The organism is Vibrio sp. 1731 (assembly GCF_033339955.1).
Taxonomy (GTDB): domain Bacteria; phylum Pseudomonadota; class Gammaproteobacteria; order Enterobacterales; family Vibrionaceae; genus Vibrio; species Vibrio alginolyticus.
Genome location: NZ_JAWOVO010000015.1, coordinates 59154 through 74664, shown reverse-complemented (window position 1 = coordinate 74664; position 15511 = coordinate 59154). Strand labels below are relative to the sequence as shown.

Sequence of the window (15511 nt, the reverse complement as noted above, 5' to 3'; positions counted from 1 at the left end):
CTATTCCTAGTCCTGAACACTTTTCAGGACTTTTTTTTGTTTCGAGCCCTAGCCACCCTATACTTAATTAAAAAGCGAGAACAAAATAGAGCAGTCTGCATTTTTAATTCACAGGAAGTGAAACCACGTAAAGGATGACCTATATGGGGAGATTGCAAACATTAGACTACGAAATCCCTGAGTCTATGCGAAGAAGTTGGCAAGAAATCGTCAACTTACTGGCTCAAATAACACACGTACCCACCACATTAATTATGCGTATCCATCCGGATCGCATAGAAGTAAATACATCTAGCGAAACTCTAGGTAATCCTTATCGTACTGGCGATGCAGAGCAGCTTGGTAACGGTTTGTATTGCGAGCAAGTTATAGAACAGAAAGGCGAGCTTGTAATCCCCAATGCGCTTGAAGATGAAGAATGGCAAAATAACCCAGACATCAAACTAGGCATGATTTCTTATTGCGGCTTACCGCTATTCTGGCCAAATGGGGAGTCATTTGGAACAATCTGTATGCTTGACTCTGAGAGAAACGAGTACAACGATAGTTACCGTCAGTTGCTTGAAACTTTCAAAGATTCAATCGAAGCACAGCTTTCAGTTGTGTACCAACAACATAAACTTCAGCGACTTAACACCGAGCTAAAGAGTCGAATTGAAAATCGTACCACGGATTTAGCCCAGTTAAGTTACTCCTTAACACAAGAAATTGATCGCCGTAAAGCCGCGGAAAAACAAGTGAGCTACCAAAAAACACATGATCAGGGAACTGGATTTCTAAATCGTTCTGCACTTGAGAACATTGTCCAATACACCTTACAGTCCCTTGATAGTGATCAGCAATCGCTTGTGGTCATCAACATTGGTTTTAGTAACGCTCGCAGTATTCAGACCAGGCACGGGTTCGAGGTCTTTGACAACATTTTAAAAGAATTTCACTCCAGATTAACCAGACACGGTGCTAGCGGATTTATCACTGGTAGACCAAGTTCGAATGACATGGTTTTATTGATTTGGGGAGAGGATATTGAAGCTCGGTTAAATCAACTATTAGATGATATCACTAAAATTAGCGTAGATGGATTTGTCTTCAACAAAACAGAAATACATTTGCACACGTATATCGGTATAGTTCAAGCTTACAAAGATTGCAGCAATGCTAAGCGTATCCTTCAACATGCATGTTACGCGATGCTTCTATGTAAAGAATCCGGCGAACCTTTTAGTTATTTTAGAGAAAATCATTCGGCGGATCTCAATAGTCACAATGAACTGGAAAGTTACCTTTTACAAGCAGTGCGTAACGACGATTTAGTGTTGTACTTTCAACCTCAAGTAGACTCCAAAACACGTAAATGGATTGGCGCAGAAGCCTTGCTTCGTTGGAGACATCCAATACTTGGCGACGTTTCCAACGAAGCATTGATACATATGGCCGAACAAAACGGGCTTATCTTTGAAGTTGGCTCTTTTGTTCTGCGTACCGCGATAGACAAAGCGAAACAATGGTCTGAGTTAATCGATAACTTCAAAATTGCCGTCAACGTTTCTCCCATTCAATTACAAAACGTAAATTTTGCAGAACAAGTGCAACACCTACTCGACACTTTCCATTTGCCAGCACACTTTCTCGAACTCGAAGTAACCGAGAGCGCTCTAATTGCTGATGAAATAGTAGCACGCACAACGTTAAATAAGTTGCATAAACTAGGTGTGACATTGTCACTTGATGATTTTGGTACAGGATATGCTTCGTTCAGCTATTTAAAGAAATATCCGTTTGATGCCATCAAAATTGATAAAAGCTTCGTCCAGCAAATGGAAAAGTCAGATGATGATCGCGAGATCATTTGTTCAATCATACACATTGCAAAAAAACTGGAACTCCAAGTAGTGATCGAGGGCATTGAATCCCACCAACAAGAGCAGTTTCTTATTGGTGAGGGTTGTGATATCGGACAAGGTTTTCTTTATGGTAAACCTATGCCTTGTAATGAATTTGAGCAAAGTTTGTTTAATCAGCGCCTTTCTGGCGGGCAATACGCCTACTCTTCCTAAGCATTCTCTTTACTATGAGGGCGGTGGTTTCTATAATCGCCGCCCGCTTCTATTAAAAGGCCAATATCTTCATGGATCAGTTGACTGCCACGCTTAAGAAAATTGAAAAGCAGAACTACCGAGCTTATCAGCAAATCAAAGGTCAATACGACTTCACTGATTTCACTTTGTTTATCGATCATGTACAGGGTGACCCTTATGCATCGGCGTCACGTTTTCGTGCGACTCGCGCATGGTCTTTGACTGGTCTTGAGTGGCTAAGAGACGAGTCTCCTGCATTTCAAAGAGCTGCACGTGATTTTATTGCGCGTAGTTTTGAACAGTTTGCTAAACAAGAAAACTCAGTATCAATTTCACTGACAGGCCAAACTGTACTGGATAGCACCGCGGTGTTGTTTACTGAAGAAGGTATTGAACTGCGTTTTCGAGTTAACTTACCAGCCGAAGGTCGTTCAGTATTGGGGAAAAAAGCCAACAACATACTGACTTTCCACCTGCCTAAGTTTATCCGTCGAGCAACTTTAGAGCGTGAACTCGACAAAGCCGCTTTAATTAAGCACTGCCAAGTTGTTGAAGACCAAGATGCCCTGCGAGAACAGTTAGAGGCCAATAACTTAGTCGCGTTTGTCGCAAACGGCAGTATTCTTCCTCGAATTGCAGGTAATTGCGACCTTCCAATGAAAGAAGCCGTTGAGTTTAAAGCCCCTGAATCTCTACAAGTCACTTTACATGCGCCAAACAAGGGCCATGTCACAGGATTAGGAATTCCAAAAGGTATCACACTGATCGTAGGTGGCGGCTTCCACGGCAAATCTACCTTATTAAATGCAATAGAGCGTTCAATTTACGATCATATTCCAGGAGATGGTCGCGAATACATTGTTGCCGATAACAAGGTTATGAAGATTCGTGCCGAAGATGGCCGATGCGTACACCACTTGAACCTGTCGAACTACATCAACCATTTACCGATGGGTAAAGATACGGCGGACTTTTCTACTCAAGACGCATCAGGCTCAACGTCGCAAGCCGCTTGGCTTCAAGAGTCTATTGAAGCGGGTGCAAGCACATTATTGATTGATGAAGATACTTCTGCTACCAACTTCATGATTAGAGATGAGCGTATGCAGGCATTGGTGGCAAAAGGTGATGAGCCAATTACTCCTCTCGTCGACCGCATTGGTCAATTACGAGATGATCTTGATATCTCTACCATTATCGTTATGGGTGGGTCGGGCGACTACTTAGACGTTGCCGATACCGTCATTCAAATGCACGACTACCAAGCCGTTGACGTGACTGAAAAAGCGAAAGAAGTTATCGCTCAGCACCCTACTCAACGCCATAACGAGTCAGAAGAACGTTTACAGACCTTCCCACCTCGAGCACTGAACCGCGTTGCGTTGATGAATATTCTTACTGACGGCAAGTTCCGTGTGAATGCGAAAGGCAAAGAGTCACTTCGATTTGGTAAAGAGTTTACTGATCTTAGCGCTTTGGAACAGATAGAGTCAGCCGATGAAGTCAACACAATTGGCTGGTTATGGTTCCAAATTGCTCAACTTCCAGGTTGGTGTAATCATCCGGCGAAGGAGATTGAAGAAATGCTGTCTGGTGAGTGGCATGCCGCTCTTCCTAAGCAAGGCGACTTAGCCAAACCACGCACACTAGACGTTATGGCTGCCCTCAACCGCATGCGAAAATCTCAGTTTAAGTCATCATGCTAGTTTTGATACGCTGACAGAGACAGTTCAATCAAAAGGCAGCTATAGTTAGCTGCCTTCCTTTATCTTTATTCTTAGCGAATCATTCGTTTCTCAGTACATTCCACGCTTCACAAAGAACTCTAAATCTTTCTGCATCGCCATTTTCTCGATCAGGATGCCAACGAAGCGCGAGTTTTCGCCATTGTTTTCTAATTTCCGCAGGCGTAGCGTCAGTGTTAAGTTCAAATAGTGACAGTGCCTTTGTCTTATCTACGCTGGCTACTGACGAACCACCGATGAACTTTTGATAAGTTGTCCAAAATTCATTCAACAGTCGACGCACTTCATCTTCGTCCGCTTCGTAATTGCGCCAATCTAAGTAATACTCACGCAAAGGATCATGAATATCGATCTTATGCCTCAAAGCTTCCATCGAAGACATGAGCTGAATATCCATGGCTTCGACTTGAAGCCAGCTATCCGGATACAGAGTGTCTTGCAGTTGATATAATGCATTCATGATCAGGAAATTTCTTTTGAATAAATCCTTATCGGGAGAGTCGTCCAGCTTTGAAATATAACCTTGTTCACCCAACGAGCTTGCCAAGGTGTGCACTTTCCAATTAGAGGGCTGTTTTCTCAGAATTTCTAACATTGGCCAAAGCAGCGGATTTTCTATTGCATGAGGCTCAATACTATTGACAGTACGTTGTCCTTCCATTCATCCTCTCTGACACGAGTTTAGGGCCCCATTCACGGCACAAAAAACATAATTTCCACTTTGTAGCATAAATGCAAAAAGGCCGATAGTCATTCACCATCGGCCTTTGTAAGGAGATCACGTAAAGGTTAAATAACCCCTAGCTCACGTAAACGTTCCATAAGGTAGCTATGTGCAGTGTAGCGTTCAGATAACACCACTTCCGGCTTTGGATGCAGGAACAACGGTAATGAAATACGTGACTTTTCTTGACGGCCACCCGTAGGGTTGATTACACGGTGAGTCGTTGAAGGGAAATAACCACCTGACGCTTCTTGAAGCATATCACCAATATTGATGATTAAGTTTCCGAAGTCACATGGTACATCGATCCAATCACCCTCTTTACTCTTTACTTGCAGTCCAGGCTCATTAGCAGCAGGCAAAACCGTTAACAGGTTAATGTCTTCATGCGCAGCAGCACGAATAGCGCCTGGCTCTTCTTCGCCTGTCATCGGTGGATAGTGAAGCACGCGTAGTAATGTTTTGTCACTGTTATTGATCATTTCTGACAACGCGATAGAGAACTTCTCTTGAACGTCCTTAGGTGCGTACGCTTCAACCCAACCTAATAGCTCTTGAGCAAATGCATTGGCACGCTCGTAGTACTCTAAGATTTCAGCTTTAAGCTGCTCTGGGATCTGACCCCAAGGGTAAACATGAAAGTACTCTTTGATGTCTTTCACTTTGTGCCCTTTCGCCACTTCAGACACAGAAGGTGGGAAGTAGCCATCTTGGGTGTCTACGTTAAAGTGAAAATCATTCTTTTGTTCTGAACAGAAAAACTCATGCCAGTTTTTGTAAATTGACTCTACAAGCTCTTGTGGAATCGGGTGGTTTTTCAACACACCGAACCCCGTTTCGCGTAGAGAGGTAACGAACTGTTGAGCAGCATCGTCAGCAAGATAATCGACAGTTTCCAGTTTCATGGCTTTACTTCTTTTTTATTAGACTGAATCATGGATTCTATGGATGGGCATGTTGTAAATCAAACTTTAATGAAAAGTGCACGCGCAAACGTTTTAATGTTGAGCAGTTTGCCAATAAATCAACATTTTCAGTGATCAAAAAACCCATTAAAATATCAATTGCACACCGTTCAATTAAGTGCAATCATTAACACAATCTATGGAGTCCCACTGTAAGATAAATTGAAGGATCAAATAACTCTATGAAAAGCACCTCGACACTCTTAGGATTAACGATTTTTTATGCCATCGTGTTTTTATTTTCTGCGTTGGAACCTAACTCACGTGCAGTTTGGTTTGCGGAGATTATCCCGGCGATTGGTATTCTTGTTGCTATTTGGGCGATTTCGATTCGCTATCAGTTCAGTAATACGGCTTACTTTTTAATGTTCATCTGGCTCTGTTTGCACACTATCGGTGCGAAATATACGTTCTCCGAAGTGCCGTTTGACTGGTTTAACGACATGATTGGTTCAGAGCGAAATAATTTTGACCGCATTGCGCACTTTTCAATTGGCCTTTACGCATATCCGATCGCTGAATACTTGATAAACAAAAAACGGTTCAACAAAGCGTTCTCTTGCTGGTTTGCTTTGTTTGCTATCATGTCACTTGCTGCTGGCTATGAGATTATCGAATGGTGGTATGCGGAGTTGGCTGGTGGCGATGAGGGAATTGCCTTTCTGGGCTCGCAAGGTGACATATGGGACGCCCAGAAAGATATGTTGTGCGATACCGTTGGTGCAGTGTTGTCGTTATTCTTAATGTCGGCTCAACGTCGATTCTCTCAACCATTCTAAATAAGGGTTAAACCCATCAACAATTGGAACCTGTACGATTTGAGCGACCTCGTATTCGTGCAGGTTTTCTATTTTCTCTTCCACCAATTCATAGAGCTCTCGACGAGTTTTGATCACCAGCAACCATTCGTTGTCAGTACAAACCTCCCCTTTCCAAACGTAGTGGCTTTCAATAGGCATTGTTTGAATACACGCGGCTAATTGTGCATCTAGCAAACCTTTAATGATCTGATCTCGATTTTTTTCATTACTGGTTGTACTTAAAACCATGCAATAGTCATGTTTAATACTCATTTTCTAGCCCTTTATTATTTCATCGTCACTTTGCCGCCAATCATTTTGTAAGCGGGGGTTCCTCTTACTAAAGTATCTCTTGCAAACTCTTGTCCGCAAGCGGGGCAAATACATGGGGTTTGTGTGAAATCGTCAACAATGCGCTCTTTGAAGCATTTAACCAGTGCGCCTTTCCCGCCTTTACGGTACTTAAATAGTTGAGTTTTACATTTAGAGCAAAAGATATCGACGGTTTTCGTCGGTTGTTTTTTATTCGGTTTCGCCATGGTTACTTTCTATATCCGGTTTGACCCATACATTATTAAAATCAAACCAACCTAAGGCATTACACTTTGCATTTTGTAACGCACCGCTGTGGTCTTTATTCACGCCTAGCCAGCAGTGAAACATAGGAATCACCTGACAGCTTTTTACTAACTGTCGTCCTAGCTCACGCGCAGGAAAGTCTGTGTGCATGCCGGCACGCCATTGATCGACAAGTTTAGCCCATTCACTAAAATCGTAACCTGAACTGAACTTCTCAATATCACTGTAATCCAGGAGCCAGCCCGCCAACGCGTCATTTCGGTTCGTTGCAATGCCCATAGCTTTCACCCAGATATCCACTTCCTCCGGTGCGGGCGGTTGAGAATCATAACGAATAAACTCAACCTCTATACCGTGCGGTTTTAAGAGTGTCTTGATGGCCTTGGCAACTACTGGAAACATCGGATGCTTTTTCTGATACGCTACGGAAATTACCTTATTAGCCTGTGGTACGCTGCCCGCTTCTGCTGGCCTAAGATCAATCCAACCAGGCTTAAGGCCAAAGGCTTGCAATACTCCCAGTTCCATCACTTTATCTTGTGGAACATGCGAGTAAATCTGGTGACTGTTGAGGGTTTGCGAGAGGAACTCTGCCCAACGTGGATCTTTTGCAATCCCGGTGTTTTTGTTTAGTAATAGGAATGTACAGCCAGGGTCCAGCTCGACTTCATCGGATGAACCTTGTTTATCCATCTTCGGCTTTGACAGGCTTGGATAAACCATTGAAGAATAGGCTTCATCAATTACCCACACCTCCACTTGGTCAAGTAAAGGGCGAAAACCAAAGTAGCCATCAAAAGCAGTCAAAATAAGACGCTTATCATCATTCATTTTAACTTGGAACGGCCCTGTCCCTATCGGTTGTCTATCGAAGCTTTCAGAACGCAAAGCACTCGGTAGCAAAATTTTTGCTTGCGACTCACTCAGAGCCAGAGGAAGGTAGCGATCAGGACGGACGAGCTCAATATCAACGGTCCACTCTTGTGGTGAAGACACCCGCTTTATGTGAGAAAACAAGTTCAAGCCATTTAACGCAAGCACACTCTCAAGAACACAACTGGTTGTTAACGGTTCACCATTATGAAAGCGTACTCCACGACGAAGATAAAAACGCCAATGTGTATCAGAAATTGCTTCCCACGTGTGGGCTAAATCTGGTTGAAGTTGTTCATTTTCATCAAGGCGAGTGAGTCCGCTAAAAATTTGTCTGGCGATGTGCTGTTCAGAACGCCGCATCGGTTTCTGCGGGTTTAACATCGACAATGGTCGATAATAAGGCAAACGCACGACCTGCTCGCCCTGCCGATGTTGAAGCCCTAAATAACCTTGGATAACCTGCGTCAATCGTGCCGCATCGTTATCAAGCGCATCTAGAGCCTGACCGATTTTCCCTTCATCGAGATAACGCCTGGCGAGGTTTTCGCTGACATCGCTTCGATTACGTTTAAAAACGAGTTTCGAAAGTTTTCCTCGACCCGCTGCCGGATGCCACTCAATCCAGCCCTCTTCTTCAAGTTTATTTAGAACAATACGAGCATTACGACGTGTACAAAACAACGCTTCGGTGATGTCTTCGAGCTGAACGTCCGTATCGTGACCGGAAAATTTTTCAAACAGTGTTTCGAACTGAACACGTAAACGAGGGCTACTCATAAAGAGGAAATTCTTATCTTGTTGTCGATAAGCTAAGTTTCCTCATTTTTACCAAAAAGTGCAAACATCACACTATAAATTATTGAATATCGATACCAATTTCTCGCGAAAGTTCAGCCAGTTGTTCCTCGTTGTCTAGCTTGATAGACCATTTACACTCTGCTCCATGAGATAAAACAACGTTCGCTCCTCTACCCAGCAACTGAATTGCATCGGTTTGCGCTTGCAAGGTTACCATTGCACTGCCGGAGAGCTTAATCACTATTTCACGCTGGGTTGCAATGATTTTTCCTAATGAAAACTCAATCACCATCTTAGTTTATACCGACTTTGTTTTGTGTTGTTTCACAGCGATGGTCAAGCGACTGGTACACACTAAACGGCCTCGCTCATCAGTGATATCGATTTGCCACACTTGCGTTGAAATACCCAGATGAAGCGGTTTTGCCGTACCAATCACATGACCACTTCGCATGGCTCGCACATGGTTCGCGTTAATATCTAAACCGACGCAGTAGCTGCCCTCATCGACAGAGAAGTTTGCAGCTAATGAGCCTAATGTTTCTGCGAGCACGACTGATGCACCACCGTGAAGCATTCCTAAAGGTTGATGAGTAAAGCTGCATACGGGCATGGTTGCTGTAAGGGAGTCGTCAGTGAAATCTGTATATTTAATTTGTAGGTGCTCGATCAGGGTATTTTTTGACGTGGCATTCAGAATCTCTATGCTTACGGGCTTTTTCCATATACTCATTGTTTTACTCTTAGTTTCACAAACTGGTTTGTTAGGTTGTAACGATGTGCTAGGAAGCTAGCATAGACGCTACTTGGGCATAACTTCAAGACGTAACATCTCACCTTCTTTATTAATCAGATGAATAACTTGATCCATGCATCATGTTACTATTTGGGTATATACTATTGCTTCAAAACAAAAAATTAAATGGAGCCTGTTATGAAGGTATGGATGAAAGCCTCTGCTCTTTTAACTATCGCGGGTTTAACGGCGTGTAGCGCATCACCGACGGGTCGCAACCAGATCCTGATGTTTTCAGATCAGGAAATGTCATCGCTTGGCGCTAAATCTTTCGAACAAATGAAGAAAGATATCCCAATCAGCAAAGATCGCAAAACGAATGCCTACGTTCAATGCGTTGCCAAACACATCACTGACACCATTCCCGCTCAATCTGGATTTAAAGACTGGGAAGTCGTTGTTTTTGATAGTGAACAAGTCAATGCGTTTGCTCTACCAGGTGGGAAGATCGGCGTGTATACCGGGCTTTTAGATGTCGCGAAAAACCAAGATCAGTTGGCAACAGTCATTGGTCACGAAGTCGCTCACGTCCTCGCTGACCACAGTAATGAACGTCTCTCACAAAGTCAGTTAGCAAATGCCGGGTTGTCTCTAGCAAACGTTGCCATTGGAGCTTCCGAGTACAAACAGTATCAACAAATGACGATGGCGGCACTTGGTGTCGGTGTTCAATACGGTGTTATCTTGCCATACGGTCGTACTCAGGAATCCGAGGCTGATATTGTCGGGCTGGAATTCATGGCAAAAGCAGGTTTCGACCCACGTCAAAGTGTCGATTTATGGAAAAATATGAGTGCTGCATCAGGTGGTTCTCAACCACCTGAATTCTTCTCAACCCACCCATCGCACAGTACGCGCATTAAAGATTTACAAGCAACCATAAATAAGCTGCCTGCGTATAACGCGAAAGCACCAAGATGTGGCTAATTCATTGCTACTATCGTCTACTATACTTAAGCTTGCCAAATAAAAAAGCTCCCTAGGGAGCTTTTAATGATTCTAATCAAGTGCCCAATATCTGTAGCGGCAAACTTAACAAACTATCTCCGAGAGTGGCAAAATACCAGATGATAGAAACAAAACCTCCGACAGAGACCAAGTACCAAGCCAGTGAGAATAGCTGCCCATAACGGGTTAATGGCAATAAATGGCTTTGATGTCGAGCTCTCCATTCCATCACCACTTCCAACATTCCCATTAACAATAAAAACCCTAGCAACGTCAGACCGAAATAGTAACTGATAAAAATGCCTAATAAAGCGGTCGCAATACTGCCAACTAACCCGACCCAAGTATTCATTGAGAAGGTAATACTTTTGAGCACATGGCCACCATCTAATGGTAAAATAGGCAGCAGATTAAATAGGTTTAGCAAGGCGTTAAACACAGCAAGCCCAGCGAAGATCACCTCACCAGTCATCCAATAAAGCAAAGTAAAAACAATACTAAGTACTAAACCGAAAAATGGTCCCATGATTGAGATAACCACATCCTGCCAGCGCGTGTTTATCTTTTCGTCACTTAGCGCCAAACCACCTAGGAATGGAATCAAATAGATTCCTTTGGTCTTCATTCCAAAATACTTCATCGCTCTAATGTGACCATATTCATGGAAAACCAAACAAGCGATCAACGCTAGCGCGAACTCGATGGAAAATAGCCAAGAATATGCAGCGAGACTTGCAGACGCTAACGCCACTTTAATAACTTTCGCACTTTTAAGTGCTTTCATCCCAAGAGATACGAGGCCTATTACACTTAAACGCTTTTCGGATGGTGGCGTAACTTCTGGCACTTGGCGCTCGATGTCTTTTTCATTTCGACAACCTTCATTGATGAGCTCACCGTTAATTGTGACCTTGTAACTCAATTCAAACGGTTGCCATGTTAAAGAACACTCCAAATGACAGTTCAGGATTTCCTCACCCGCAGAGAGCTTAAACTGGTGTAGACAAGTCTCTGCGGTATTGTCACTGGCATCGATTTGAGACACCAACGTATTATCCCAATATAACTGCTGCCACCCAGCCATCGATCCTTCGAGCCTTAGCGAACGACCTAAAAATTCAACATTCAGTAATTCCAATGCGGTTCCTATTGCGTCTATTGAATAACTACATAGCGAGCGCGAATTATGCCTGTGAAGTGAAGAAACCGCAAAGCGAGCTATCTCTTGATTTGATCGTTATTTAACTATAAAGCTCGCAAAACAATTCTGGTCGTACCATTCTCTTCAAAAATATAACGATAATACATGCCCTTACAAGCCATCGTTTGACCTATGCATCATATTTAAAACGCAAAATACGCTCAAACTTTGACAAGTTATTAAACATACAATTAACATTACATTTACATCACCGTTGTATTTCGCGTATTAACAATTGGTGTAAGTACCACACAACAATTACAAGGACTTCGGTCCAGCATTATGACACCCTAGGAGGGTCAAGGATGAACAAGAAGCACTGCTCTCTGCTTACAATTTCAATATTGTTTGCGTGTAATGCCCACTCAGCGGGCTTCCAGGTAGCTGAACATTCGGCATCTGGTCTTGGTCGAGCATTTTCAGGTGAAGGGGCTGTCGCAGATAATGCCAGCGTCCTTGCCCGTAACCCTGCAGCAATGACACTTTTCAAAGAAGCTCAATTTTCGGGCGCGTTATCTATCATCGACCCTGAAGTCGATGTGTACGACACTGTAAACAATGAACACGCGAAAGATGTCGCTCCTTTACAGATCGTGCCAGCAGGTTATTACATCAGCCCTATCAATGATAACTGGGCTTGGGGTATCGGTATGTTCACAACATACGGTGTTGCTACCGACTATCCAAATGATATTTCCGCAGGTGATATGGCGGGTGACACTTCCCTACTTTCAGTAAACATCAACCCCAATGTCGCTTACCGTATCAACGAGTCTTTCAGTGTCGGTGGTGGTATCAACCTCGTATACGCTGAAGCAGAGCTGACTCGTCACAAAGGCGCACTCGCCGGTATTTTAGGTGGTAATAAGTCCGATAACCTTGTCGGCATGGAAGGCGAAACTTTCGCTTGGGGTTGGAATGTCGGCGCTTTATTTGAGCTAAATGAAAACAACCGTTTTGGCTTTGGCTACCGCTCTAAGGTTGATCTAGATTTTGATGACGGTGAGTTTAGTAGTTACGACTCTGGTCGAGCTTCATCACCAAAAGTTGATGGCCGTTTAAAAATCTCTCTCCCTTCAATTATCGAATTATCGGCTTTCCATCAACTGAATGAACAATGGGCTGTACATTACGGCTGGCAACAAACCGACTGGAGCACATTTAAAGAACTAAAAGCGACCAGTAACGAATGTAATGACGGAGTATGTTTCTTTAAACCTGAGAAATATGAAGACAACAATCGCTACTCCATTGGTGCAACTTACATACTTAATACAGACTGGACATTCCGTGCAGGCTTTGCGTACGACGAACAAGCAGGTGAAGCGACATTGAGTATCCCTGACAGTGACCGTTTTTGGTACAGCGCGGGCCTAACTTACGCAATGAGTGAGAATTTAACTTTCGATGCAGGCTTTGCACTTGTTAAGAGTAAATCAGGCTCTTTCACTGAGACAAATGCTCTGGGTGAAGAGATTAAGTTTGACTCAGAAGGTACTGCTTACATCAGCGCGGTACAGATGAACTACACCTTCAAATAATGGGATTACGGAGTAAACCAATGAAACACACGTTTAAATTATCAATGCTTTGTTCTGCAATCCTTCTTGCTGGTTGTGGTGATGATACCTCCAGCTCTGGTACTTCCGACAAAGTTCAATTTGAAGATGAAGTCCAAGCATTGCTTGATCGCGAAACATCCATCAGTTTTACGCTTCAAGGAGCGAACGCAGATGTACCGGCACCGTCTTACTTATTAATGGACACAAGCGATGGTACGCTTGGTCTGCCAACTGATGGCGATGATGCTTTAACCAACCCTAGAGCCTCAATGAACACGATGGATGGATGGTCAACGTCTATGCCAATCGTTCTTAACTTCAACGGCGACGGTTTTGCAACGGGCATGCTGTCGTCTGGTGTTAAAGTCATCAAGATTAACCAACGCTTAACCGAGTGGGACGGTAAATCTAACCCAATCGAAGAGGTACTCGTTCAGAATCAGGACTACGTAGTTCAAGCAAAAGGTAGCTCTCTATACATCCAGTTCTTGGCTGCACTTGATGAGTCAAGCGAGTACATTTTTGCGGTTACACAAGATGTTACTGACGTGAATGGTGAGCCAATTGGTACATCAGCAAGTTATGCGACTGGTAAATCGAAAGAAATCGTTTATGAAACTGGCGACCTTGCTTCTGTTCAAGCAGTCACTCAGGCGGTTGAAGGCATTTTTGGTCTAGCTCAAGTTAATCCTAACGACATCGTTTACTCCTCATGGTTCAGTACCCAGTCTGTAGGTGATACGTTAGCGGCAGTCAAAGGAGTAACCGCTACTGGTTTTTCTACTGGCGCAAACACACTAAATACCGTTTACAAAAATGACTCAAACGAAGGTTCAGTAGACTTATCAACGGCCTACACAATAACGCTCGGTGAAACCCAAGACTTTAGCACTGCGCTAGACTCTGACGATGACTTTAGTAAATACATTAGCGATCTAGACGCAGCTAAAACGGCAATTAAAGGCCTTTACATGCAATCAGGTGCCGATGTAAGCGTGACACAAGGTGTGGTAAGACTGCCTCATTACTTGGAAAAAGGCGCAAGCTGGAACATGCAACCAATGGTATCTGCGATGCCAAGCCTAGCGAAGCTAAGCGCAGCATTAGCGGATCCGAACGAGCAAGCAAACATGGTTCAGCAGCTATCAACAGGCGTTTTTGCAAATGATCCTGTTGATGTGACAAAGCTTGCTACAGATCCTACAGAGCAGCTAAAACTTGTTGGAGCTAAGCTTACTCTTACCGATGGTACCCAGCTTGATAGTGAGCGTATTATTACTCGCTACTCGCCTGTTCCCGTAGTGAAATCGGTTGAAGATGTCGAAGTACTGGTCTTCACACCTAAATCTGGCGTCGCGACAGACGTTGTGATTTATCAACACGGCATCACCTCAGCGAAAGAGAATGCGTACGCGTTCGCGTTCAATATGGTAAAAGCAGGTGTGGCAGTTATCGCTATTGACTTACCTATTCATGGTACGCGCAGCTTAGATGAACAACGTTCCGCAAATGCGAATGTACTGGCTTATCTAAATCTTTCCAACTTAGCCGTTGCGCGTGACAACCTACGTCAAAGTGTTCTGGATGTGTTAGGTTTGCGCGCTAGCTTGGTAGTATCTGCTCAAGGCGGTCTTTTAGCTGGAGGTCCTCTGCAAGGCTTCAACCCAATGACGGGTTCAAAAGTCAAAATGCTAGGTCATTCACTTGGCGGTATTGTCGCTACATCTGCCGTCGCAGCAGCAAACAATACATTGGGCAGCCCTACTGCGGATGCACTGTACACCTTTAGTTCTGCATCAGTACAGAACTCTGGTGGACAAATTGGTAATTTGTTACTGGGTTCAGACAATTACGGCCCTCAGATCAAACATAACCTCGCTTATGCAGCATCTAAAGACTATGCGACTTACGCTGATGCATCATGTGCGGATCTAGAAGATAAAACATGTTACGAAGCATTTGAGGCTGCGGCAACGGAAGCTCAAGTAGCAGCGCTAGAAGCAGGTTTCTCACAATTTATCTATGCAGCACAGACTACACTAGACACTGTCGATCCGTTCACAAACGCTTCAGATTTAGTGGCATCTGGTTCGCTAACGACACCATTCTTTATGACAGAAGTGGATGGCGATAGCACAGTACCAAACAGCGTTCCAAATGCACCATTCGCGGGTACTGAACCGCTTGCTAATAAGCTAGGGTTGAAGACTGTGAACAGTACGGACACTGATGTGAATGCAACTGCGAGCTTTGTACAGTTTAATGCTACTGCATCGCACAGTACTTTTGCTTCGCCAAATGGCACTCTGTCTGATATTGATCATCATGTAGAGATGCAGATGGAAAACACTGACTTCTTAATGGATGACGCACTAACAGGTGTCACTAACACTTCTGTTTTGAAGTAATCGCAACACCCTTCCTACCAAAGCCCAGTTT

Annotated in this window: 14 protein-coding genes; 6 read left to right on the top strand and 8 right to left on the bottom strand. The window is 43.7% G+C overall.

Features of this window, described 5'->3' with window-relative positions:
- Positions 1-143: 143 nt before the first annotated feature.
- Together R7035_RS17025 and R7035_RS17020 are read left to right on the top strand one after the other, a co-directional pair.
- Complete coding sequence (locus R7035_RS17025) at positions 144-2057, top strand: sensor domain-containing phosphodiesterase (RefSeq protein WP_017821934.1); 1914 nt, start codon at positions 144-146, stop codon at positions 2055-2057.
- Between the two features lie 71 nt (positions 2058-2128).
- Positions 2129-3784, top strand: coding sequence for an ABC-ATPase domain-containing protein (locus tag R7035_RS17020; RefSeq protein WP_262651276.1), 1656 nt, complete (start codon positions 2129-2131; stop codon positions 3782-3784).
- 79 nt (positions 3785-3863) lie between these two features.
- Here the strand turns inward: R7035_RS17020 and R7035_RS17015 are convergent, their stop codons facing one another.
- A complete protein-coding gene (locus tag R7035_RS17015) occupies positions 3864-4484 on the bottom strand; it encodes a DNA-J related domain-containing protein (RefSeq protein ID WP_005376328.1) in 621 nt (206 codons plus the stop codon).
- Positions 4485-4612: 128 nt separating this feature from the next.
- Positions 4613-5452, bottom strand: a complete 840-nt coding sequence (locus R7035_RS17010) for an isopenicillin N synthase family dioxygenase (RefSeq protein WP_005386285.1) — start codon at positions 5450-5452, stop codon at positions 4613-4615.
- A gap of 242 nt (positions 5453-5694) precedes the next feature.
- Here R7035_RS17010 and R7035_RS17005 point away from each other — a divergent pair, with 242 nt between their 5' ends.
- The gene (locus R7035_RS17005; RefSeq protein WP_017821932.1) at positions 5695-6291 is read left to right on the top strand and encodes a DUF2238 domain-containing protein; all 597 of its coding nucleotides are present in this window, start codon (positions 5695-5697) and stop codon (positions 6289-6291) included.
- On the opposite strand, the gene cutA is transcribed toward R7035_RS17005, so the two are convergent.
- The 5 genes from cutA to R7035_RS16980 all read right to left on the bottom strand — a co-directional run bounded on the left by cutA (position 6253) and on the right by R7035_RS16980 (position 9298).
- Positions 6253-6585, bottom strand: coding sequence for a divalent-cation tolerance protein CutA (gene cutA / locus R7035_RS17000; RefSeq protein ID WP_054575994.1), 333 nt, complete (start codon positions 6583-6585; stop codon positions 6253-6255). The two genes, R7035_RS17005 and cutA, sit on opposite strands and share 39 nt — an antisense overlap.
- 14 nt (positions 6586-6599) lie before the next feature.
- A complete protein-coding gene (locus R7035_RS16995) occupies positions 6600-6851 on the bottom strand; it encodes a hypothetical protein (RefSeq protein WP_005376334.1) in 252 nt (83 codons plus the stop codon).
- Positions 6835-8544 carry an SgrR family transcriptional regulator gene (locus R7035_RS16990; protein WP_017821931.1) on the bottom strand — a complete coding sequence of 570 codons (1710 nt, stop codon included), beginning with the start codon at positions 8542-8544 and terminating at the stop codon, positions 6835-6837. Before R7035_RS16990 ends, R7035_RS16995 begins: the two co-directional genes overlap by 17 nt.
- A 79-nt stretch (positions 8545-8623) precedes the next feature.
- Positions 8624-8857 carry a DUF3389 domain-containing protein gene (locus R7035_RS16985; protein WP_005376338.1) on the bottom strand — a complete coding sequence of 78 codons (234 nt, stop codon included), beginning with the start codon at positions 8855-8857 and terminating at the stop codon, positions 8624-8626.
- Between the two features lie 6 nt (positions 8858-8863).
- Positions 8864-9298 carry a hotdog fold thioesterase gene (locus R7035_RS16980; protein ID WP_005376340.1) on the bottom strand — a complete coding sequence of 145 codons (435 nt, stop codon included), beginning with the start codon at positions 9296-9298 and terminating at the stop codon, positions 8864-8866.
- A gap of 201 nt (positions 9299-9499) precedes the next feature.
- On the opposite strand from R7035_RS16980, the gene R7035_RS16975 reads away from it, so the two are divergent.
- Positions 9500-10288: a M48 family metallopeptidase gene (locus R7035_RS16975; RefSeq protein WP_017634168.1), complete on the top strand. Its 789-nt coding sequence runs from the start codon at positions 9500-9502 to the stop codon at positions 10286-10288.
- A gap of 76 nt (positions 10289-10364) precedes the next feature.
- Here R7035_RS16975 and R7035_RS16970 read toward each other — a convergent pair whose 3' ends face one another.
- Positions 10365-11393: a site-2 protease family protein gene (locus tag R7035_RS16970; protein WP_005376346.1), complete on the bottom strand. Its 1029-nt coding sequence runs from the start codon at positions 11391-11393 to the stop codon at positions 10365-10367.
- A 422-nt stretch (positions 11394-11815) separates the two neighbouring features.
- Between R7035_RS16970 and R7035_RS16965 the strand changes: the two genes are divergently transcribed.
- Both R7035_RS16965 and R7035_RS16960 read left to right on the top strand, forming a co-directional pair.
- Positions 11816-13051: an outer membrane protein transport protein gene (locus R7035_RS16965; protein WP_005376347.1), complete on the top strand. Its 1236-nt coding sequence runs from the start codon at positions 11816-11818 to the stop codon at positions 13049-13051.
- A 20-nt stretch (positions 13052-13071) separates the two neighbouring features.
- A complete protein-coding gene (locus R7035_RS16960; RefSeq protein ID WP_262651270.1) occupies positions 13072-15480 on the top strand; it encodes a VolA/Pla-1 family phospholipase in 2409 nt (802 codons plus the stop codon).
- Positions 15481-15511: the final 31 nt, after the last annotated feature.

Bases quoted from the DNA above. Each gene is read 5' to 3' on its own strand.
- R7035_RS17015 (WP_005376328.1), bottom strand. From the start codon at position 4,484: ATGGAAGGACAACGTACTGTCAATAGTATTGAGCCTCATGCAATAGAA.
- R7035_RS17025 (WP_017821934.1), top strand. From the start codon at position 144: ATGGGGAGATTGCAAACATTAGACTACGAAATCCCTGAGTCTATGCGA.
- R7035_RS16995 (WP_005376334.1), bottom strand. From the start codon at position 6,851: ATGGCGAAACCGAATAAAAAACAACCGACGAAAACCGTCGATATCTTT.
- R7035_RS16965 (WP_005376347.1), top strand. From the start codon at position 11,816: ATGAACAAGAAGCACTGCTCTCTGCTTACAATTTCAATATTGTTTGCG.
- R7035_RS17020 (WP_262651276.1), top strand. From the start codon at position 2,129: ATGGATCAGTTGACTGCCACGCTTAAGAAAATTGAAAAGCAGAACTAC.
- R7035_RS17005 (WP_017821932.1), top strand. From the start codon at position 5,695: ATGAAAAGCACCTCGACACTCTTAGGATTAACGATTTTTTATGCCATC.
- R7035_RS17010 (WP_005386285.1), bottom strand. From the start codon at position 5,452: ATGAAACTGGAAACTGTCGATTATCTTGCTGACGATGCTGCTCAACAG.
- R7035_RS16990 (WP_017821931.1), bottom strand. From the start codon at position 8,544: ATGAGTAGCCCTCGTTTACGTGTTCAGTTCGAAACACTGTTTGAAAAA.
- R7035_RS16975 (WP_017634168.1), top strand. From the start codon at position 9,500: ATGAAGGTATGGATGAAAGCCTCTGCTCTTTTAACTATCGCGGGTTTA.
- R7035_RS16960 (WP_262651270.1), top strand. From the start codon at position 13,072: ATGAAACACACGTTTAAATTATCAATGCTTTGTTCTGCAATCCTTCTT.
- R7035_RS16985 (WP_005376338.1), bottom strand. From the start codon at position 8,857: ATGGTGATTGAGTTTTCATTAGGAAAAATCATTGCAACCCAGCGTGAA.
- cutA (WP_054575994.1), bottom strand. From the start codon at position 6,585: ATGAGTATTAAACATGACTATTGCATGGTTTTAAGTACAACCAGTAAT.
- R7035_RS16970 (WP_005376346.1), bottom strand. From the start codon at position 11,393: ATGGCTGGGTGGCAGCAGTTATATTGGGATAATACGTTGGTGTCTCAA.
- R7035_RS16980 (WP_005376340.1), bottom strand. From the start codon at position 9,298: ATGAGTATATGGAAAAAGCCCGTAAGCATAGAGATTCTGAATGCCACG.